The organism is Intestinirhabdus alba, assembly GCF_009711095.1.
GTDB lineage: Bacteria > Pseudomonadota > Gammaproteobacteria > Enterobacterales > Enterobacteriaceae > Intestinirhabdus > Intestinirhabdus alba.
In genome coordinates this window covers 35689-55987 of the sequence record NZ_WMJZ01000010.1, presented here as the reverse complement: position 1 = coordinate 55987, position 20299 = coordinate 35689, and the positions used below count along the sequence as shown (strand labels likewise).

Annotated in this window: 19 protein-coding genes; 8 read left to right on the top strand and 11 right to left on the bottom strand. The window is 58.1% G+C overall.

Features of this window, described 5'->3' with window-relative positions; genetic code table 11:
* Nucleotides 1-7 precede the first annotated feature (7 nt).
* The 3 genes from nuoA to lrhA all read right to left on the bottom strand — a co-directional run bounded on the left by nuoA (nt 8) and on the right by lrhA (nt 2333).
* A complete protein-coding gene (gene nuoA, locus GJV78_RS09150; protein ID WP_155108045.1) occupies nt 8-451 on the bottom strand; it encodes an NADH-quinone oxidoreductase subunit NuoA in 444 nt (147 codons plus the stop codon).
* A gap of 551 nt (nt 452-1002) precedes the next feature.
* Nucleotides 1003-1257, bottom strand: coding sequence for a hypothetical protein (locus GJV78_RS09145; protein ID WP_155108044.1), 255 nt, complete (start codon nt 1255-1257; stop codon nt 1003-1005).
* Between the two features lie 131 nt (nt 1258-1388).
* Nucleotides 1389-2333, bottom strand: a complete 945-nt coding sequence (gene lrhA, locus GJV78_RS09140) for a transcriptional regulator LrhA (RefSeq protein WP_155108043.1) — start codon at nt 2331-2333, stop codon at nt 1389-1391.
* A gap of 908 nt (nt 2334-3241) precedes the next feature.
* Here lrhA and alaA point away from each other — a divergent pair.
* Both alaA and yfbR read left to right on the top strand, forming a co-directional pair.
* Nucleotides 3242-4459, top strand: a complete 1218-nt coding sequence (alaA, locus tag GJV78_RS09135) for an alanine transaminase AlaA (protein ID WP_155108042.1) — start codon at nt 3242-3244, stop codon at nt 4457-4459.
* A 128-nt stretch (nt 4460-4587) separates the two neighbouring features.
* Entirely contained in the window at nt 4588-5187 is a 600-nt protein-coding gene (gene yfbR, locus GJV78_RS09130; RefSeq protein WP_155108041.1) for a 5'-deoxynucleotidase, read from the top strand.
* Nucleotides 5188-5200: 13 nt separating this feature from the next.
* On the opposite strand, the gene GJV78_RS09125 is transcribed toward yfbR, so the two are convergent.
* The 4 genes from GJV78_RS09125 to yfbV form a co-directional block, all read right to left on the bottom strand.
* On the bottom strand, nt 5201-7033 hold the full coding sequence (locus GJV78_RS09125) for an SLC13 family permease (protein WP_167519476.1): 1833 nt from the start codon (nt 7031-7033) through the stop codon (nt 5201-5203).
* 78 nt (nt 7034-7111) lie between these two features.
* Nucleotides 7112-7810: a sugar phosphatase gene (locus GJV78_RS09120; protein WP_155108040.1), complete on the bottom strand. Its 699-nt coding sequence runs from the start codon at nt 7808-7810 to the stop codon at nt 7112-7114.
* Nucleotides 7782-8276 (bottom strand): YfbU family protein, encoded by a 495-nt coding sequence (locus tag GJV78_RS09115; protein WP_155108039.1) that lies wholly within the window; start codon nt 8274-8276, stop codon nt 7782-7784. The genes GJV78_RS09120 and GJV78_RS09115 overlap by 29 nt, the downstream gene beginning before the upstream one ends.
* Before the next feature lie 81 nt (nt 8277-8357).
* Complete coding sequence (gene yfbV, locus GJV78_RS09110) at nt 8358-8813, bottom strand: terminus macrodomain insulation protein YfbV (RefSeq protein WP_155108038.1); 456 nt, start codon at nt 8811-8813, stop codon at nt 8358-8360.
* Nucleotides 8814-9150: 337 nt separating this feature from the next.
* Here yfbV and ackA point away from each other — a divergent pair, with 337 nt between their 5' ends.
* The 3 genes from ackA to GJV78_RS09095 all read left to right on the top strand — a co-directional run bounded on the left by ackA (nt 9151) and on the right by GJV78_RS09095 (nt 14375).
* Nucleotides 9151-10353 carry an acetate kinase gene (gene ackA / locus GJV78_RS09105; RefSeq protein WP_155108037.1) on the top strand — a complete coding sequence of 401 codons (1203 nt, stop codon included), beginning with the start codon at nt 9151-9153 and terminating at the stop codon, nt 10351-10353.
* 388 nt (nt 10354-10741) lie between these two features.
* Nucleotides 10742-12892, top strand: coding sequence for a phosphate acetyltransferase (pta, locus tag GJV78_RS09100; protein ID WP_167519475.1), 2151 nt, complete (start codon nt 10742-10744; stop codon nt 12890-12892).
* A 436-nt stretch (nt 12893-13328) separates the two neighbouring features.
* Nucleotides 13329-14375 carry a TIGR04086 family membrane protein gene (locus tag GJV78_RS09095; RefSeq protein ID WP_155108036.1) on the top strand — a complete coding sequence of 349 codons (1047 nt, stop codon included), beginning with the start codon at nt 13329-13331 and terminating at the stop codon, nt 14373-14375.
* A 331-nt stretch (nt 14376-14706) separates the two neighbouring features.
* On the opposite strand, the gene yfcD is transcribed toward GJV78_RS09095, so the two are convergent.
* Both yfcD and yfcE read right to left on the bottom strand, forming a co-directional pair.
* Nucleotides 14707-15258 carry an NUDIX hydrolase YfcD gene (gene yfcD, locus GJV78_RS09090; protein ID WP_155108118.1) on the bottom strand — a complete coding sequence of 184 codons (552 nt, stop codon included), beginning with the start codon at nt 15256-15258 and terminating at the stop codon, nt 14707-14709.
* Nucleotides 15259-15314: 56 nt separating this feature from the next.
* A complete protein-coding gene (gene yfcE / locus GJV78_RS09085; protein WP_155108117.1) occupies nt 15315-15866 on the bottom strand; it encodes a phosphodiesterase in 552 nt (183 codons plus the stop codon).
* Nucleotides 15867-16114: 248 nt separating this feature from the next.
* On the opposite strand from yfcE, the gene yfcG reads away from it, so the two are divergent.
* From yfcG to GJV78_RS09070, 3 genes are read left to right on the top strand one after another with little or no spacing between them, the layout of a single operon-like run.
* Entirely contained in the window at nt 16115-16762 is a 648-nt protein-coding gene (gene yfcG, locus GJV78_RS09080; RefSeq protein WP_155108035.1) for a GSH-dependent disulfide bond oxidoreductase, read from the top strand.
* Between the two features lie 52 nt (nt 16763-16814).
* Nucleotides 16815-17177 carry a dihydroneopterin triphosphate 2'-epimerase gene (gene folX / locus GJV78_RS09075; protein ID WP_155108034.1) on the top strand — a complete coding sequence of 121 codons (363 nt, stop codon included), beginning with the start codon at nt 16815-16817 and terminating at the stop codon, nt 17175-17177.
* 20 nt (nt 17178-17197) lie between these two features.
* Nucleotides 17198-18091, top strand: a complete 894-nt coding sequence (locus GJV78_RS09070) for a TIGR01777 family oxidoreductase (RefSeq protein ID WP_155108033.1) — start codon at nt 17198-17200, stop codon at nt 18089-18091.
* A gap of 6 nt (nt 18092-18097) precedes the next feature.
* Here the strand turns inward: GJV78_RS09070 and GJV78_RS09065 are convergent, their stop codons facing one another.
* Complete coding sequence (locus GJV78_RS09065) at nt 18098-18667, bottom strand: UbiX family flavin prenyltransferase (protein ID WP_155108032.1); 570 nt, start codon at nt 18665-18667, stop codon at nt 18098-18100.
* 95 nt (nt 18668-18762) lie between these two features.
* A complete protein-coding gene (gene purF, locus GJV78_RS09060) occupies nt 18763-20280 on the bottom strand; it encodes an amidophosphoribosyltransferase (protein WP_155108031.1) in 1518 nt (505 codons plus the stop codon).
* Between the last annotated feature and the right edge of the window lie 19 nt (nt 20281-20299).

The window sequence follows — 20299 nt, the reverse complement described above, 5'->3', positions numbered from 1 at the left end:
CTCGCGGTTAGCGTTGACGATTAGCGATACTGTTCGTTTCCGGGTTCATACGCTCGCGGCGTGAACGCGCGGGCGTCCAGTCCAGCGCGCCGATACGCACCAGATAAACCAGACCAGCCAGTAACACAAAAATAAAAATTGCAGCTTCCACAAAGCCCGTCCATCCGCTTTCGCGAACCGAGGATGACCATGCGAACAGATACAGCGCTTCAACGTCGAAGATAACGAAGAACATGGCTACCAGATAAAACTTGGCAGACAGGCGTAAGCGGGCGGTGCCGACCGGGTCAATACCGGATTCAAACGGGATGTTTTTAGATCTTGCGCGGGCGCGACCGCCTAAAAACCAACCGCCGACCAGCATCAGGCAGCACAGGCCAATGGCAACAATAAGAAAGATAGCGAATGCCCAGTGATGAGCGATGACTTCAGTGGTTGTTGACATACTCATTGCTTACTCATCAAAAGCGGCGTCAGCTTCTCTGCTCTTTCCGGCAGATGAGCGCCACATCGATTCATGGGAGGAATAAAAAAAACCTTACAATTAACTGCAGAAACCAGTTTGAACGGCCAATTGCCAGGCTTTTTTACCCCTTTCTATAACCTTTTGTCAACTTTAACAAAAGTTCCCTCACATTAATTTACACTACATCAACAATATTAGTTTCTGAATACCACGCTCCGAAGCCTGCGGTGCGAAACAAACGTTGTTGAATCGAGTCCGTTGTGAAGTAAAAGAAGCATACGTGTCTATTTTGACAGGATTTGGTGAAGATTCCTCCCCCTGAATAAGACTATTTTCTTGATCTGCGACACGCTTTTGTTAATTCACCCTATAAAACAACAACATTTCCTCCCGTTTTTTTAACATGAAAGCCGCCGTTTCGCGTTCACACTTTGTCAACCGCACCGCCGACGGGTGGAGAACATTTTGCAAATGTCGCCGCGCCTGAGACGGGCGATCGCCACCGGCGGCGCGCAGATAAAGTCGCTGGCCGTTTTTCACCACCAGCGCAGAGGAAGATATGTTTCTATGTTTCGCAAAGCCACCGCCCCTGGAGCGGCGCGCAGATAAAGCTGCTGGCCGTTTTTCAACACCAGCGCAGAGGGAGATATGTTTCGCAAAGCCACCGCCCCTGGAGCGGCGCGCAGATAAAGCTGCTGGCCGTTTTTCAACACCAGCGCAGAGGGAGATATGTTTCGCAAAGCCACCGCCCCTGGAGCGGCGCGCAGATAAAGCTGCTGGCTGTTTTTCAACACCAGCGGAGATGGGGGGATAAGCTGGCCTTAGTGTTGCGCCGGCGGACGGCGACCGGGCACCTCTCTGTATTATCGCGGTTAACCCACAGAGAAAAAATGTGCCCTCTGCCGCTGCTAAAAGATTGACCTTAGGCCTGGCTCGCCATGCTTTCAGTCATCGCCGCTCTGCTCCCCTCTTCCGGCGCAGCGAGGCTGTACTGCCACGGATTATGCCAGGCCTCCATCGCCTGAAAGATGACCTGCGCCAGCTCGTTGGTGCTCGCCGGATCGCGGCACAGCAGATATTGGGTATCCGGCAGCGTCGGTAGTCCTTCCAACACACCGGGCACACGTAAATCCGGACTCATCATCTCAACGGGGCGCGCCGTTACGCCCAGCCCCGCCTTCACCGCCGCGAGAACGGCCGACAGGGTTGAGCCAACGTAGGCCAGCCGCCAGGGGATATTGGCGGCGTTCAGCGCCGCCAGCGCCACCTCGCGGAACGGGCTTGGCTCGTCCAGCAGCACCAGCGGAACCGGCTCGCCTTTCGGCAGGACATATTCAGAGGAGCAGTACCAGTGGGTGGGTGAAGTGCGCAGGTTCAGGCTAACGAACGGGCCGGGGCGGCTGGTGGTGATAATGAGATCCACCTCCTGCGTTTTCAGCATATCGACCACGTAGGCGCTGCGCTTAACCCTGACGTCCAGCGCCAGCTTCGGATATACAGAGCTAATGCGGTTAAGGAGCACCGGCAGGATGGTATCGGCAGATTCATCGGAAGCACCGATGGTTAGCACGCCCTGAAGGTTATTGAATATCAGCGACGAGCAGGCCTCATCGTTGAAACGCAGAATTTTTCTGGCGTAGCCCAGAAGCTGAATGCCGTGCTCAGTCAGCAGTTTGTTGCGCCCGTGACGAGCAAACAGTTCTTTTCCCACGAGCTGCTCAAGGCGCTGCATTTGCTGGCTAACCGCAGACTGAGTACGACACACTGCCGCCGCGGCCGCCGCAAAGGTGTTCAGATCGGCAACGGCAACAAATGTTCTCAGCAGATCGAGGTCGAGGTTAATTATCGGACGATTTGCATTTATCATAATTTTTCACTTACTGACGGCTCATGCCGAGCCGGTTCATTACTGTGCATACAGAAACAAGCAAATCCATTTGTCATCCGCTTCCCTTACGGGTGCCATGGAGGACCAGGCAAAAGTAAAAATGTATATCATCAGTCTGACGAAACCCGGCGCTAATACATGATTTTTTTCTTATGAATATATCGTCAGGAAAACCATCAGCAATTAAAACGGCTGGCGCTGTCTCACTTACGGTTATGGGATAAACGAGGTAACGCTATAAATATCACTCCTGCAGAGAATCAAAGAAATCACCATGTATAACAAACTGTTATCATTTGAATTCAGTTCAGGTTAATTGCACTTAAGTTGAATCTTACGCCATTTCGTCTCCGGTATCTTAACTCAAAAAATTCTTATTTATAAGTGTCAATGCGAATAATCTGATGCATAACGCTGATAAATTCAGCCCTCCTGCACATATTATTAATGCTGTCGTTAAGCGTCATTAAAATATTAAATAACAATTAATCAGCATTAACATTCTGCCTTAGCCCTGCTTAACATTCGCTTCACACTGCCGTCGCTACAGCGCTGTACAGGGTTATGGTTCTGTGCCGCCCTCACGCCAGTAACGTCAGGTTATTAAAAGCCACGGCGGCAGAAGCGATAAAATCGTCAAAATCACTGCAAGACAAAGAGTCATTAAAGACGCCATGAATTAGATTTAAAAACTAAATATAAGGAATAAATCAGAATTATTAACTAATTATTTATTGATAAACAGCCTTTTAATTACCCCCTCCCCCGACACTGTCGGGCAAAATCTTCCTCTGCACACCCTTCAAAACTCCCCAAGGGGAGAGTACATTGTTCCGAGCTGACTTCCACGGCAGGGAGTGGCGATAACAGCAAAAAGGTCAAAGTTCATGTCCCCCATTGAAAAATCCAGCAAATTAGAAAACGTCTGTTATGACATCCGCGGCCCGGTTCTGAAAGAAGCAAAGCGCCTGGAAGAGGAAGGCAATAAGGTTCTGAAGCTGAACATTGGCAACCCCGCCCCCTTCGGTTTTGAAGCGCCCGATGAGATTCTGGTGGACGTCATTCGTAACCTGCCGACGGCGCAGGGATATTGCGACTCGAAGGGCCTCTATTCCGCCCGCAAGGCGATTATGCAGCACTACCAGGCGCGAGGGATGCGCGACGTGACCGTGGAAGATATCTACATCGGCAACGGCGTTTCCGAACTGATTGTCCAGGCGATGCAGGCGCTGCTGAACAGCGGGGACGAAATGCTGGTTCCGGCCCCGGACTATCCGCTGTGGACGGCGGCGGTATCGCTCTCCAGCGGAAACGCGGTGCACTACCTTTGCGATGAATCATCGGACTGGTTCCCGGATCTCGACGACATCCGCGCTAAAATCACCCCGCGCACCCGCGGCATCGTGATTATCAACCCCAACAACCCCACGGGGGCGGTCTACTCGAAGGCGCTGCTGATGGAGATTGTCGACATCGCCAGGCAGCATAACCTCATCATTTTTGCCGACGAGATCTACGACAAAATCCTTTACGACGATGCCGAACATCACTCTATCGCCGCTATGGCCCCGGATCTGCTGACCGTCACCTTTAACGGCCTGTCCAAGACCTACCGCGTGGCGGGGTTCCGCCAGGGCTGGATGGTGCTCAACGGGCCAAAGAAACATGCCAAAGGCTACATTGAAGGGCTGGAGATGCTGGCCTCAATGCGCCTGTGCGCCAACGTTCCGGCCCAGCACGCGATTCAGACCGCCCTCGGCGGCTATCAAAGCATCAGCGAATTTATCATGCCCGGCGGACGCCTGTATGAGCAGCGCAACCGGGCCTGGGAGATAATAAATGATATTCCCGGCGTCTCCTGCGTGAAGCCGCGCGGCGCGCTGTACATGTTCCCGAAAATTGACGCCAGACGGTTTAACATCCACGACGACCAGAAAATGGTGCTCGACTTCCTGCTGCAGGAGAAAGTGCTGCTGGTGCAGGGCACCGCCTTTAACTGGCCGGAGCCGGACCATGTGCGCATCGTCACCCTGCCGCGTATCGACGACATCGAAATGTCGCTGAACAAGTTCGGCCGTTTCCTGTCGGGCTATCGTCAGCCGTAGCCTGGGGCAAAACGACGCTCCGGTCGTCTGGCCGGAGCATCCACGGCCTTCGGGCGACGGCTATATTTGCATCCAACCGCCTTCTCTGCGCACAATACCTATCAGCTTGTTCATCCCCAAAGGTCACTATGAAGCAGAGCCATTTTTTCGCCCATCTCTCCCGTCTTAAACTGATTAACCGCTGGCCCTTAATGCGCAACGTGCGCACAGAGAATGTTTCTGAACACAGCCTGCAGGTGGCGATGGTTGCCCACGCGCTGGCCGCTATCAAAAATCGCAAATTTGGCGGCACCCTCAACGCGGAGCGTATCGCCCTGCTGGCGATGTATCACGACGCCTCGGAGGTGCTCACCGGCGATCTGCCGACCCCGGTCAAGTATTTCAATTCGCAGATTGCCCAGGAATATAAGGCCATTGAGAAGATAGCCCGCCGCCAGCTGATTGAGATGGTGCCTGAGGAGCTACAGGATATTTTTACTTCGCTGATTGATGAGCAGGCGCACAGCGAAGAAGAGCAGCTGATCGTTAAGCAGGCCGATGCGCTCTGCGCCTATCTGAAATGTCTGGAGGAGCTGTCGGCGGGCAATAACGAGTTCCTGCTGGCCAGGGGGCGTCTGGAAAAGACGCTGGCCTCCCGGCGCAGCGAGGAGATGGACTACTTTATGGCCGTGTTCGTTCCCAGCTTCCAGCTGTCGCTGGATGAAATCAGCCAGGACTCGCCGCTGTAGCCAGCGGCGCAAATCAGAACGGAAACAGAACCGGAATAAGCACCACGCAGACCGCCATCACGATAAGAGTGAACGGCACGCCCAGCTTTATGAAGTCGCTGAAGCGGTAGTTGCCCGGCCCGAGCACCAGCGTATTCACCGGCGAGGAGACCGGGGTCATAAAGGCGGCCGAGGCGGCCATCGCAATGGCCATCGCAAACGGATAGGGTGAGACTCCCATCGTTTTCGCCGCCGCCAGCGCAATGGGTGCCATCAATACTGCCGTCGCCGTATTGGAGATAAACAGGCCAATCACCGCGCACAGCACAAACAGGCAGCCCAGCATAACGTACGGCCCGTAGCCGCCGCCCACGTCCATCAGCCCTTTAACCACCAGGTCCACCCCGCCGGTTTTTTGTAGCGCCAGGGCGAAGGGCATCATGCCGACAATCAGAATAATGCTCGGCCAGTGAATGGCTTTCCACGCGCTTTCGGCATCAATGCAGCGAAATTTTCCCATCAACAGGCAGGCGACGATGGCCGCAATCGGATTCGGCACCTCGTTGGTCAGCATCAGCGCCACCATCAGCACCAGGCTGAAGATGGCGTGCGGTGCCTGGCTGTGCGCAGGAGAGGCTTCGCTCATCTCCGCCGGCGGATTGAGCGCCACAAAGTCGCGCCCCTCTTTTACCAGCAGGGAGATTGACTTCCAGTTACCCACCACCAGGATAATATCCCCCAGCCGCAGCGCTTCATCGATGAGTGCCCCTTCGATGGCCGCGCCGTCGCGCTTCAGGCCAACGACGTTCAGGCCATAGCGGGTGCGAAAGCCAATCTCGCGCACCGATTTGCCGATCAGCTCCGATTCAGGAATCGGGGATATCTCCGCCATGCCCACGTCCATCGCCTGGTCGGAGAAATATTCACCGCGCAGCACCATCGGCTCCAGCAGCTGTTCACTGCAAAATTCCCGCAGATCGACCTCGGCGGCGGACATATCGATCAGCAGAACGTCGCGGGCACGAAATTCCGATACCCCGTTAACGTTAACGATAACCCGCCGAAAGCGCCGCCAGCGCTCCACGCCGATCACGTTGGCTCCGTAGCGCTCACGCAGCTGCAGATCGTCCAGCCGCTGGCCGATGAGCGGCGAGCCGGGGCGAATGGCCAGGCGGCGCGCCCGCCCGGTCAGGCGGTACTCTCTGATCAGATCGCGAAAGGTTCGCCGCTTCCAGCCCTCGCGCTGGGTCGTCGGATCGTCCCCCTTGAGCATAAAACGCATCAGCAGCATGTAGAGAATACCGAGCGCCAGCACCACCAGACCAATCGGCGTCACGCTGAAGAAGCTAAAGCCCTCCAGCCCTTCACGCAGCAGCTCGCTGTTAACCACCAGGTTCGGCGGCGTCGCCACCAGGGTCATCATGCCGCTGATCAGGCCGGCGAAGCTGAGCGGCATCATCAGCCGCGACGGCGCGGTCTGCATACGCTGGGAGACGCTCAGCACCACCGGGATAAAGATCGCCACCACGCCGGTAGAGCTCATAAACGCCCCCAGCCCGGCAACCGTCAGCATCAGCAGGGTCAGCATCTTCGCTTCGCTGCTGCCGGCCATTTTCACCAGCCAGCTTCCCAGACTGGTGGCCACCCCGGTGCGCACCAGCCCGTCGCCAATAATAAACAGCGCGGCGATCAGCACCACGTTAGGATCGCTGAAGCCGGAAAAGGCTTCGGAGAGGGTCAGGGTTCCGCTCATGACAAAAGCGACGATGACCAGCAAAGCCACCGCATCCATGCGCACTTTGCCCGTCGCAAACAGGACAACGGCAAACGCCAGTAAGCAAACAACCCAAATCAATTCACCGGACACAACCTTTCCTTGTCAGAAGCGGGGGAATAGCAAAATTTTGCCATAATCAGGCCCCGACAATGCGGGGCTAAATCATGTTCAGTTATTTCTTACGACCATCACTTCACCGTCTGGACATTTCGTGACCGTTATCTGCTCCAGGCTGCTCAGGGCCAGATCCACCTCGTTGAGACGCGGCGCATTCAGCGGAACGTTCACCGCAATAACGCGACAACCGGCGGCGAGGCCGGAAACGATGCCCGCCGGGGCATCCTCCACCACCACGCAGCCGTCGGGCGAGAGGCCCAACAGCCGGGCACCCAGCAGCCAGGGGTCCGGCTCCGGCTTACCGCGCTTAACCTGCTCGGCGGTGACAAAAACCTCCGGGACAGGCAGACCGGCCGCCTGATGGCGCGCCCGCGCCACCGGCATGGTTCCCGAGGTGACGATAGCCCAGGGAATCGCGGCCTCGTTGAGGGCATCAAGCAGGGCCAGCGCCCCCGGCATCGCGGTGATGCCGTCCGTATCCGCCGCCTCCGTCTGCTCCAGCAGGCGGAACTCCTCCGCTATCTCCTCCTCCGGGCGATCCGGCAGAAAGTGGCGCAGCGCGGCGATCGCCTGCTTGCCATGAATAAATCCCAGCACCTCATCGTGGGAAAGCGCAAAGCGATCGGCCCAGCGACACCAGGCCCGCTCTACCGCGGGAATGGAGTCCACCAGGGTCCCGTCCAGGTCGAACAAAAATCCGTTACAGCGCACGCTGACCCCCTCAGGCGTTGACGATCTGATTAATCTCATTGGCGCTCAGGTGGTATTGCCGCGGGCAGGCGTGCCAGGCGCTGAGCATGCGCTGATACTTTTCCCACATCGGCGTCTGGGCGTTGAAGCCGTGCGTGCCTGCGTCAAAATGGGCGTAGCGCCCCTCCACATTCACCATAAAGCGCACATAGCCCAGATAGCGCGCTTCGGTGGCGGCGTCGAAGCCCAGGAAGGTCACACGGCGTTCGTCGATGGTCTGCCCCTCCTTCAGGTTGCTCCAGGAGACGTGCAGCGCGTGATACATCTCCATAATATCGATAATGGTGCGGCAGGTTTCCTCTTTCAGCTCGCCAAACTCGCGATCCAGCTCGCGCATCTGCAGGCCGTAGCCGCGTTCAATAATGGTCTGCAGGCGGCGATAGCGTTCGGCGTTTTCCGGATCGAGCAGGGTCATCATTTTGTACTGGTTTGACAAAATAAGACGTTGCGCATGGGTCATTTCCATTTTCGGCTCCTGTGGCACGGGTTCGGCATAAAAAAAGAAGGCATCGGTGTGCCTTCTTTTATATGCGTAATCCGGGGGCAATTACAAATCATCAAGGAAAGTTTTATCCAGTTGTTTGAAGGCGCGCTTAAGCGTGTCAGCCAGCGCCTGGTAATCCGGCTTTCTCTCTACCGGGGCCAGCGCCTGGCCGGACTCCTGAAGCTTGTCGCGCACCTCATAGTACCAGTTCAGGATCGACGGCGGCAGCGGCGTCACGGAACGTTTTCCCAGCCACCACAGCCCCTGCATCGGCAGGCTGAGGGCAAACAGGGCCGTGGCGACCGCCGGGCCGATCTCTCCGCCGAGCGCGATTTGCCAGCAGAGGGTAAAGACGGCGATCGGCGGCATAAAGCGGATCGCGTAGCGGGTCATGCGGATGGCGCGATTCTCAACGAAGACGGGAGCGAGGCGTTTTTCCAGCGGCCACGTCCTGGAATAGTGCTGTCCCCGGCGAAACAGACCAAAAAAAGTGACGGAACGATCTTCCGGTGTCGACATGGCTTACCTCAACTTCACATATAAAATTTCAAAAAATTGTGCAAAACAACAACTGGAGAGGACAACGTTCAAAACATTTTGTCTTTGCTACCCACCTTCGGGTATCCTGTATCGCCTGTAAAGGTCTTTAGTGCAAAATTATCGGGTCGTCAACGTCATGCACAGCGTGCCATAGGCTGAAAAACAGGCAATATGGCATAGACTCATAGGGTAATTCTTCCATCATGCCAAAAAAAAGCCTGCGCATGATGTTAATCATAAACGTCAGCGTCGTCATGCGCTACGCTCTGTGACCCACTGACGTTTTTTTAGCCACGTATCAATAATAGGTACTTCCATGTCGAGTAAGTTAGTACTGGTTCTGAACTGCGGTAGCTCCTCACTGAAATTTGCGATCATCGATGCGCTCAACGGTGAAGAATTCCTTTCTGGTTTAGCCGAGTGTTTCCATCTGCCTGAAGCGCGCATCAAATGGAAAATGGACGGCGGCAAACAGGAAGCGGCTTTAGGTGCAGGTGCCGCTCACAGCGAAGCGCTGAACTTTATCGTTAACACCATTCTGGCGCAAAAACCCGAGCTGTCCGCACAGTTGACCGCCATCGGCCACCGCATCGTTCACGGCGGCGAGAAATATACCCGCTCCGTGGTCATTGATGAAACCGTAATTCAGGGCATCAAAGACGCCGCGCCGTTTGCTCCGCTGCACAACCCGGCCCACCTGATCGGCATTACCGAAGCGCTGAAATCCTTCCCGCATCTGAAAGACAAAAACGTAGCCGTCTTCGACACCGCGTTCCATCAGACCATGCCGGAAGAGTCTTACCTGTACGCCCTGCCCTACAGCCTGTACAAAGAGCACGGCGTGCGTCGCTACGGCTTCCACGGCACCAGCCACTACTATGTGACTCAGGAAGCCGCGAAGATGCTGAACAAGCCGGTTGACGAGCTGAACATCATCACCTGCCACCTGGGCAACGGCGGTTCCGTTTCCGCTATCCGCAACGGCAAGTGCGTTGACACCTCTATGGGTCTGACCCCGCTGGAAGGCCTGGTGATGGGCACCCGTACCGGCGATATCGACCCGGCTATCATCTTCTTCCTGCACGACAACTTAGGCATGAGCGTTGACCAGATCAACAAAATGCTGACCAAAGAGTCCGGCCTGCAGGGCCTGACCGAAGTCACCAGCGACTGCCGCTACGTTGAAGATAACTACGAAACCAAAGCTGACGCGAAGCGTGCGATGGACGTTTACTGCCACCGCCTGGCGAAGTACATCGGCTCCTATACCGCCATGATGGAAGGCCGTCTGGACGGCATCGTATTCACCGGCGGCATCGGCGAAAACGCGGCGATGGTTCGAGAACTGTCTCTCGGCAAGCTGGGCGTGCTGGGCTTTGAAGTCGATCACCAACGTAACCTGGCCGCGCGCTTCGGCAAGTCAGGTTTCATCAACAAAGAAGGCACCCGCCCTGCGATGGTCATCCCGACCAACGAAGAGCTGGTTATCGCGCAGGATGCGAGCCGTCTGACCGCCTGATGTCACACCACCAGCGATAACCCTGGATAGGTCAAGCTGCAGGGCCAGGCGCAAGGTACGCTGAAAAGCCGATCCCGAAAGGATAAGGCGAACCACGCGGCGGCGAGCGGCAAATTCGTGCAAAACGAATTTGCGCGGCCGCAGGCTGCCTTGATTGAGGAACAGGGAGGTTCCTCGCCTCCTTCCCCGAAAGCGTACAACGGGTACGCCGCAGGGGGGAAAGCCCGCCGGGAACCGAAAACGCCCAACGTCGACGGCCCAGAGGCAACGCTTATGGATGAGACAGCTCGCCTAAAAGCTAACGCACTTGCAGCCTGAAGTATCACGGGAAGCTGGTGATGCAGTTTTGTCTCCCGCCCAAAGCGGCGGCAACGAAAGAGGATAAACCGTGTCCCGTATTATTATGCTCATCCCTACCGGAACCAGCGTCGGCCTGACCAGCGTCAGCCTCGGCGTGATCCGCGCAATGGAACGCAAAGGCGTTCGTCTGAGCGTCTTTAAACCTATCGCCCAGCCCCGCGCCGGCGGCGACGCGCCGGACCAGACTACCGCTATCGTGCGGGCCAACTCCAGCCTGCCGGCGGCGGAACCGCTGAAAATGAGCCGCGTTGAATCTCTGCTCTCCAGCAATCAGAAAGATGTGCTGATGGAAGAGATCATCGCCAACTACCACGCCAACACCAAAGATGCAGAAGTGGTGCTGGTTGAAGGCCTGGTACCGACCCGTAAGCATCAGTTCGCCCAGTCCCTGAACTACGAAATCGCCAAAACCCTGAACGCGGAAATCGTCTTCGTCATGTCTCAGGGCACCGACACTCAGGAGCAGTTGAAAGAGCGGATCGAGCTGACCCGCAGCAGCTTCGGCGGCGCGAAAAACAGCAGCATCACCGGCGTTATCGTCAACAAGCTGAACGCGCCGGTTGACGAGCAGGGCCGCACCCGCCCGGATCTGTCGGAGATTTTCGACGACTCCTCCAAAGCCAAGGTAATCAAAATCGATCCGGCGAAGCTGCAGGATTCCAGCCCGCTGCCGGTGCTGGGCGCGGTGCCGTGGAGCTTCGATCTGATCGCCACCCGCGCCATCGACATGGCGCGTCACCTGAACGCCACCATCATCAACGAAGGTGATATCAACACCCGCCGCGTGAAGTCCGTTACCTTCTGCGCGCGCAGCATTCCGCATATGCTGGAACACTTCCGCGCAGGCTCGCTGCTGGTGACCTCCGCAGACCGTCCTGACGTGCTGGTGGCCGCCTGCCTGGCGGCGATGAACGGCGTGGAAATCGGTGCCCTGCTGCTGACCGGCGGCTACGAAATGGATGCCCGCATCGCCAAACTGTGCGAGCGCGCTTTCGCTACCGGCCTGCCGGTATTTATGGTCGACACCAACACCTGGCAGACCTCCCTGAGCCTGCAGAGCTTCAATCTGGAAGTACCTGTTGACGATCATGAACGCATCGAAAAAGTTCAGGAGTATGTGGCGGGCTACATTAACGCCGACTGGATCGAGTCGCTGACCGCGACTTCCGGGCGCAGCCGTCGTCTGTCGCCTCCGGCGTTCCGCTATCAGCTCACCGAGCTGGCGCGGAAAGCCGGTAAGCGCGTCGTCCTGCCGGAAGGCGACGAGCCGCGCACCGTCAAAGCGGCGGCCATCTGCGCCGAACGCGGTATCGCCACCTGCGTTCTGCTGGGCAACCCGGACGAGATCAACCGCGTCGCGGCTTCTCAGGGCGTTGAGCTGGGTGCCGGTATCGAAATCGTCGATCCGGACGTGGTGCGCGAAAGCTACGTTGCGCGCCTGGTCGAACTGCGTAAGAACAAAGGCATGACCGAAACCGTCGCCCGCGAACAGCTGGAAGACAACGTGGTTCTCGGCACCCTGATGCTGGAGCAGAACGAAGTCGACGGCCTGGTTTCCGGCGCGGTTCACACCACCGCCAACACCATCCGTCCGCCGCTGCAGCTGATCAAAACCGCGCCGGGCAGCTCGCTGGTCTCCTCGGTGTTCTTTATGCTGCTGCCGGAGCAGGTTTACGTCTACGGCGACTGCGCCATCAACCCGGACCCGACCGCTGAACAGCTGGCGGAAATCGCTATCCAGTCTGCGGAGTCGGCGATCGCCTTCGGCATCGAGCCGCGCGTGGCGATGCTCTCCTACTCCACCGGCACTTCCGGCGCGGGCAGCGACGTAGAGAAAGTGCGCGAAGCCACCCGCATCGCGCAGGAAAAACGTCCGGATCTGATGATCGACGGCCCGCTGCAGTATGACGCTGCGGTGATGGCTGACGTCGCGAAATCCAAAGCGCCGAACTCGCCGGTTGCCGGTCGCGCTACCGTGTTCATCTTCCCCGATCTGAACACCGGTAACACCACCTACAAAGCGGTTCAGCGCTCTGCCGACCTGATCTCCATCGGGCCGATGCTGCAGGGTATGCGCAAGCCGGTGAACGACCTGTCCCGCGGCGCGCTGGTTGACGACATTGTCTACACCATCGCCCTCACCGCGATCCAGTCTTCCCAGGCTGAGCAGCAGGGCTGATTCATTCCCTCTGTAACCTGGCGGCCTGCGGGCCGCCTCAGATTGCTGACAAAGAGGGAAAAAACGTGGTTTTCCCCTCTTTGTGGTTAGCAGCCGAAAATCAATGAATTGATTTTCCTTGTTTATTTTTGTGGTGATTATGGCCGAACGAGTTCGGCCTGGAGTTTGTCATCAGTCTCAGGCGGCCTGCGGGCCGCCTTTTTATTGGCTGGCGAAAGCGTTTTTCAATCTTCTTCCCCAGCGAAAATCCCTCCTGCCTTTGGACAATCTGACCACGGAGACGGGCAAACCTCCTCTTTTCCACTGTCTTTTCACAAACTTTTTGGTCAAAACAGCATTCCCTAACTAGCCTTAGTAGCAGGTAACACGCTTATTTCAGCGTTGAAAACTGACTCTATGGCAACGCCTTAACGTTAACAATAGGGAGTAAACGAGTATGAACGAGCATCATGAGCACTTACATACCCGGCACGACGCGGGCTGGATAGAGACGGTACACGAAGTGCCGTCCGGCGGCGTACCGCTAAAACGTATCTCCTGGAGCGCGATTTTCGCGGGCGTCATCAGCTCCGTGGTGATCCATCTGCTGCTCACCCTGCTGGGCACCGCCATCGGCGCATCCACCATCGATCCGCTGCAGGAACAGCATCCGCTGGACGGCATCGGCACCGGGGCCGCCATCTGGACCGGCATCAGCATGCTGATCGCGATTGCCGTCGGTGCCTGGATCAGCGGACGCCTCGCCCAGCGTGAAGGCGCGCTGCACGGCCTGCTGATGTTTGGCGTCAATACGCTGTTCAGCGTCTGGCTGGCGGTCACCCTGGTGAACTACACCGTCAGCGGTGCAATGAACGTGATGGGTGCCGGGCTGAGCGCGATCGGCAGCACTGTTTCTGCCGCCGCGCCGCACGCCGCGCGCATGGCGCAGGATAAGCTGCAGGAGAACGGCATTAATCTCGACAGCCTGCAGAGCGAGCTGGAAACGACCCTGCGCCAGACCGGCAAGCCTGAGCTGCAGCCGGAGAATCTGCAGAACGACGCGCAGAACGCCGTGGACAGCGCCCAGAATCAGGCGCAGGCTACCGCCAACAACCCGCAGAATGCGGATACCGATATCGCCAACTGGGTGAAAGGCTTAATTGACCGTAATCAGGATACTCTGCAGGCCGCCGACCGCGACGCGCTGAAGAACATCATCAAGGCGCGCACCGGTAAAAGCGATGCGGAAGCGGAGCAGATTGTTGCCCAGACCGAGAGAAACTATCAGCTGGCGCGCCAGAAATATGCCGAGCTGAAGCAGCAGGCGGAACAGAAGGCCCGTGAAGCCGCAGACAAGGCCGCGGCCGCCACGGCGAAGGCCAGCTGGTTTGCCTTCTTTATGATGATCGTCGAGGCCGTGCTGGCCGGGGTTATGGGGATGGTTGGCCGTCGCACCCAGCCGCGTCAGGTGCTGAGCCATCAGCGCCCCACCACCCGCGACTAACGGCGGACCACCGTCAACACCGCAGGGCGGCGCTCAGTCGCCCTGAAACGATAGACAAACGTGGGGTGGAGACGTTCATCCCCTCTGCTGAAAATCAATTCTTTAATTTGCGGCTGAAAACCATAAAGGGGAAACCGCAGTTTTCCCCTTTATCAGCAACCTGAAGGCGGCCCTTAGCCGCCCTGTTTATTGATAGCCGCCGGGGCAATAAACGCCCTGCCGCCGCGCGCTCCGCCAGCATAACGTTACCGCCGTGAGGGGACGAAACAACAGGTCCTGGCCGCCCGCATCGCGGCCAGCATATGCGCCGACCGGGGGCGACCTAAAACAGTTACTCCGTCTCTTCCTGCTTCTCTTTCAGCGTTTCGTTGTTGGCGTTGCGCGTCATCCACAGCGCCAGCGCCTTCAGCGAATCCGGGGTGAACTCGTCGCAGCGGGCGGTGATCTCCTCCGGCGTCAGCCAGCAGACCTCGCTGATCTCATCCTCCTGAAGGGCGAACGGCCCGTGGGTCACGCAGCTGAACAGCCCGCCCCACACCCGGCAGTGGGGATCTTCAAAATAGAACTGCCCGTGTTCGGCAAAAGGCACCCCGGCAATGCCCAGCTCCTCTTCCGCCTCCCGGCGGGCCGACTCCAGCATCTGCTCATCGGCCTGCACGACGCCGCCTGCGGTGGCATCCAGCATACCGGGCATAAAATCTTTGCTTTCGGTGCGGCGCTGCACCAGTATTTTGCCCATACCATCATGCACCACGATATAGGTCGCGCGATGACGCAGGCGCTGCGCCCGCATCTGTTCCCGGCTGGACTGCGCAATGACCTCATTGTCCTCGTTCACAATATCCACCCATTCCGTACTTGCCAAACGACGCTGTTCCACCATCAGAAAACCTTCTTCATTCATGCGCTCTTACGGCGCGTTCAGGGTTGTGGAGTAAATTACGGGTTAATCGCGACCTGCGCAATGGTGCGGCGATCGTTTAGTGTGATGACGCTCAGGATATTATCAGCCAGAATTCCGTAACTTGCCGCAAAGCCGCCTTTTGGAATACTCACCGACCCCGGATTAAAATGGAACACCGCGCCGCGTTTCTCCGCCACCGGCAGATGAGTATGACCGTAAACCAGCACGTCGCCATCGCAAAGCGGCGGCGGATTGTCCGGCCCAAACAGATGGCCGTGGGTCAGAAAAAGCCGTTGATTTTCCAGTAAAATCTGCTGACACGGCGCGACGATGGGAAAGCGGAGCAGCATCTGATCCACCTCGCTGTCGCAGTTGCCCCGCACGGCGATAATACGCTCCGCCACGTCGTTCAGCCGCCCGGCAACCTGCGCCGGATCGTACCCTTCCGGCAGCGCATTGCGCGGGCCGTGATTCAGAATATCGCCCAGAACAATCAGCCAGCGCGCCCCGCTGGCGGAAAACAGCTCCAGCACGCGCTCGGTGGCCGGCAGCGACCCGTGGATATCCGATGCAAACATCAGTTTCATCATGCGCTCCTCTTGCTAAAAACCGCACTATGATAGCCAATCGCCGCGCCTTTATCAGCCGGAACGCTGCGCCAGCCGTGCGATAAAACGTCATTCCATCGCCTATTGCGTTGGCGGTACACCGCCCTGCCCCAACCGCGTGGCTGAGGCGATTGCCCTGTCATTTTATGCCCGGCCGAAGCGCACGCCACGCAAGAGGCTTTCTATACTTGTGGTGTCTGATTAACAATTTAAGACCAGGAGCTGCAATGATCGATTTGTACTACGCCCCGACGCCCAACGGCCATAAGATCACCCTTTTTCTGGAGGAGGCCGAACTGGACTACCGGCTGATCAAAGTGGATATCAGCAAGGGCAGCCAGTTTCGTCCCGAATTTTTGGCTATTTCACCGAACAACAAGATCCCGGCGATCGTCGATCGCGATCCGGCGGACGGCGGCGAACCTCTGAGCCTGTTTGAATCTGGCGAAATTCTGCTCTACCTGGCGGAAAAGAGCGGCAAGCTGCTCAGCGGCGAGCTGCGCGAGCGTCATACCACCCTGCAGTGGCTGTTCTGGCAGGTGGGCGGCCTTGGGCCGATGCTTGGGCAGAATCACCATTTCAGCCACTTCGCTCCGCAGGCCGTCCCCTACGCCATTGAGCGATATCAGGTGGAAACTCAGCGGCTGTATACCGTGCTCAACCGGCGGCTGGAGAAAGCGCCGTGGCTGGGAGGCGAACATTACAGCATCGCCGATATCGCCTGTTGGCCCTGGGTCAACGCCCACCCGCGCCAGCGTATTGATCTCGCCACCTATCCGGCGGTCAACAACTGGTTTGAGCGCATCCGCACGCGCCCGGCTACCGCCCGCGCCCTGCTGCAGGCGCAGCTCCATCCGGAATGCGCCAGGGGTTAACAGGCCCTCTGCTGGTGTATGATGCGAAGGTTCAACGATGGAGAAATCTGCAATGCCACAACCTGATGCAATTATTCGAATAAAAAACCTTCGCCTGCGCACCTTTATCGGCATTAACGAGGAAGAGATCGCTAACCGCCAGGATATCGTCATCAACGTTGCCATTCACTATCCGGCGGAAAAGGCGCGCGTCAGTGAAGATATCAACGACGCGCTGAACTACCGAACCCTTAGCAAAAGTATTATTCAGCACGTGGAAAACAACCGCTTCTCCCTGCTGGAAAAATTAACCCAGGATGTACTCGACATCGCACGTGAACACCGCTGGGTCACCTGCGCTGAAGTGGAGATCGATAAACTTCACGCGCTACGCTACGCCGATTCGGTGTCGATGACCCTGAGCTGGCGGCGCTGAACGCACTGACCGGAGGCGATATGAACATACTGATTACCGGCGGGACCGGCCTGATCGGACGCCAGCTGATCCCGCGCCTGCTGACGCTGGGCCATCAGGTGACGGTGGTAACCCGGCGGCCGGAGCAGGCCCGGCGGCGTCTCGACGCCAGGGTTGAGCTGTGGCATGAGCTCCACGAGCGCGCCCATCTCAACGGTATCGACGCCGTTATTAACCTGGCGGGAGAGCCTGTTGCCGACCGGCGCTGGACCGCGCAGCAAAAGGAGCGGCTGTGCCAGAGCCGCTGGATGATTACCCGGCGGCTGGTGGATCTGATTAACGCCAGCGATACGCCACCTGCGGTGCTGATCTCCGGCTCCGCCACCGGCTACTACGGCGATTTGGGCGAGGCGGTGGTGACAGAGGAGGAGCCGCCGCACGATGAGTTCACCCACAGGCTGTGCGCCCGCTGGGAGCAGATCGCCTGCGAGGCGCAGAGCGACCGCACCCGCGTCTGCCTGCTGCGCACCGGCGTTGTGCTGGCAGCGGAGGGCGGCATCCTGGCGAAAATGGTGCCGCCGTTTCGCCTCGGCCTGGGCGGCCCGCTGGGCAGCGGGCGACAGTACCTGCCGTGGATCCACATCGACGATATGGTCAACGGCATCCTTTGGCTGCTGGATAACGATCTGCGCGGCCCCTTCAATATGGTCTCGCCTTATCCGGCGCATAACGCTCAGTTCGCCCATACGCTGGGGCGGGTACTGCACCGCCCGGCCCTTCTGCGCGTGCCGGAGACCGCCGTTCGCCTGCTGATGGGCGAATCAGCGGCGCTGGTGCTGGGCGGGCAGCGGGCCTTGCCGAAGCGGCTGGAAGCCGCCGGCTTTGCCTTCCGCTGGTACGATCTGCAGGAGGCGCTGACGGACGTGCTGCGCTGACCGCCGCTACGCGCCCTGCCAGCGGGCAAAGAGATCCTGCGGAAGCTGGATGGCCACCTGGTCCAGCACCCGATTGACCGTTTGGTTAATCACATCGTCCAGGGTCACCGGCCGGTGATAAAAAGCCGGCACCGGCGGCACGATCGCCGCGCCAAGCTCGGCGGCCTGGGTCATCAGCCGCAGATGGCCCAGATGCAGCGGCGTCTCCCGCACGCAGAGCACCAGCGGACGGCGCTCCTTCAGCACCACGTCCGCCGCCCGGGTAAGCAGCCCGTCGCTATAGCTGTGAACAATCCCGGAGAGGGTTTTGATCGAGCAGGGCAGGATCACCATGCCCGCCGTCTGAAAAGAGCCGGAGGAGATACTGGCGGCGATATCCCGGGCGTCGTGAACCACGTCGGCCAGGGCCTGCACCTCGCGCAGGGAGAAGTCGGTCTCCAGAGCGAGCGTCTGCCGGGCGGCCGGACTCATTACCAGATGGGTCTCCACCTCCGGGACGGCGCGCAACACCTGCAGCAGACGCACGCCATAAATCGCGCCGCTGGCACCGCTGATCCCTACGATGAGTCGTTTCATATGTTATCGCCCTGTTCAGATACCGGGCTGACTTTGCAGGATTTTACCGGAAGTTGCAAGCGGGGCACCGCCGGGACGCCCCTGCCGCAGAGAGATTATCCTTCGTTATGCATTTCCAGGTTTTCCACTTCATTCTGCCGCTGAACCGCTTTGGCGTCGTCGTTGCGCAGGGAATCGAGGAAGTCAAGGTACTGCTGGTCGACATCGCGGGTGACGTAAACGCCGTTAAAGACTGAGCACTCAAACTGATGCACATCCGGATTTTCAGCGCGCACCGCGTCGATCAGATCCTCCAGATCCTGGAAAATAAGCCCGTCGGCACCGATGATCTTACGAATCTCATCCACTTCACGACCGTGGGCGATCAGCTCGTTGGCGCTGGGCATGTCGATGCCGTACACGTTCGGGAAGCGGATCTCCGGCGCGGCGGAGGCCAGATACACTTTCTTCGCCCCGGCTTCGCGCGCCATCTCGATAATCTGCTCCGAGGTGGTGCCCCGCACGATGGAGTCGTCCACCAGCAGCACGTTTTTGCCGCGAAATTCGGCGCGGTTGGCGTTCAGCTTGCGGCGCACCGATTTACGACGCAGCTGCTGGCCCGGCATGATAAAGGTGCGGCCGACGTAGCGGTTCTTCACGAACCCCTGACGATACGGTTTGCCGAGGATGCGGGCGATCTCAAGCGCGATATCGCAGGAGGTTTCCGGGATCGGAATGACCACGTCGATATCCAGATCTTCCCACTCCCTGGCGATTTTTGCCCCCAGCTTCATGCCCATATTCACCCTGGCGCTGTAGACGGAAATCTTGTCGATAAACGAGTCCGGGCGCGCAAAATAGACATATTCGAACAGGCAGGGATTGTTGACCGGATTTTCCGCGCACTGACGGCTGTACAGCTGGCCTTTTTCGGTAATATAGACCGCCTCGCCGGGAGCCACATCGCGCAGAAACTCAAAGCCGAGGGTGTCGAGCGCCACGCTTTCGGAGGCTACCATATACTCCGTGCGGCCGTCGCCGATGTCGCGCTTGCCCAGCACCAGCGGGCGGATGCCGTGCGGATCGCGAAAGGCCACCATGCCGTGGCCGATGATCATCGCCACGCAGGCGTACGCGCCGCGGATCTGGCGATTCGTCGCGGCAATGGCGGAAAAGACGTTATCGGCTTCCAGCGGATAGTGGCGGAAATTATCCAGCTCGCTGGCGAAGATATTCAGCAGAATCTCTGAATCGGAGGTGGTGTTGATGTGGCGTCGCTTCTCTTCAAACAGCTTTTTACGCAGCTCGTGGGCGTTGGTCAGATTGCCGTTGTGGGCAAGGGTAATGCCATAGGGCGAGTTGACGTAAAAAGGCTGAGCCTCGGAGGCGCTGGAGCTGCCGGCCGTTGGATAACGCACGTGGCCGATGCCCATATTGCCCTGCAAACGCTGCATGTGGCGCGCCTCAAACACATCGCTTACCAGCCCGTTCGCCTTGCGTAAACGGAAGCAGTTGTTGGCATCGATGGTGATGATGCCAGCGGCATCCTGACCACGATGCTGAAGTACCGTTAAGGCGTCATAAATCGACTGGTTTACCGGCATAACACCGGCGATACCGACAATACCGCACATACGTCTTTTCCTCGTTAAG